The following is a 622-nucleotide window of genomic DNA, read 5'->3' on the forward strand; positions in this document are numbered from 1 at the left end:
GAAGGTGGGACAGATGATTGGGGTGAAGTCGTAACAAGGTAGCCGTATCGGAAGGTGCGGCTGGATCACCTCCTTTCTAAGGAATTTGTCTACGAGCAGATCATGCTTTGGTATGTGAAGTCTAGACATTCGGAATATAGATCTCTGATCTATAAAATGAAGAGTATAAATATTCTTCGCTAACGACGTTTTGCGTTCAGTTTTGAAGGTTTATTAAACAATTTTAGCGTTTTCTGCTGAAATTGTATCCATAGGTCTATTTTTTTGACCATCAATAGGTTTTCGAGCATCTTTTAGCTTGAACAACCGTTTATAACATATGGTACTAATGAAAACTTCAAAACTTGTTCATTGAAAACTGGATAAAACGACATTAATAAAAACAATCAAGAATCAATCATGTGAATTGTTTCGATAATTCACAGTACCTTTTTAAGAATCTGGATTTGCATCGCTGCAATGAACGATTCGCTAATCGGGAAATTCGAGAAACAACGCTTTTGCGTTGTATATTGAACCCCAATGGTTAAGTTAGAAAGGGCGCATGGCGGATGCCTTGGCACTAGGAGCCTAAGAAGGACGGCACTAACACCGATATGCTCCGGGGAGCTGTAAGTAAGCT

The 622-nt window shown here is 39.1% G+C and carries 2 rRNA genes; both read left to right on the top strand.

Going from position 1 to position 622, the window contains the following annotated elements:
• Positions 1–76: ribosomal RNA gene (locus tag ACFSFY_RS16370) — 16S ribosomal RNA — on the top strand; the annotation flags it as partial.
• Positions 77–524: 448 nt separating this feature from the next.
• Positions 525–622: ribosomal RNA gene (locus tag ACFSFY_RS16375) — 23S ribosomal RNA — on the top strand; the annotation flags it as partial.

Origin of the sequence: Sporosarcina siberiensis (genome assembly GCF_042681925.1) — a bacterium.
In the GTDB taxonomy this organism is placed as follows: domain Bacteria; phylum Bacillota; class Bacilli; order Bacillales_A; family Planococcaceae; genus Sporosarcina; species Sporosarcina siberiensis.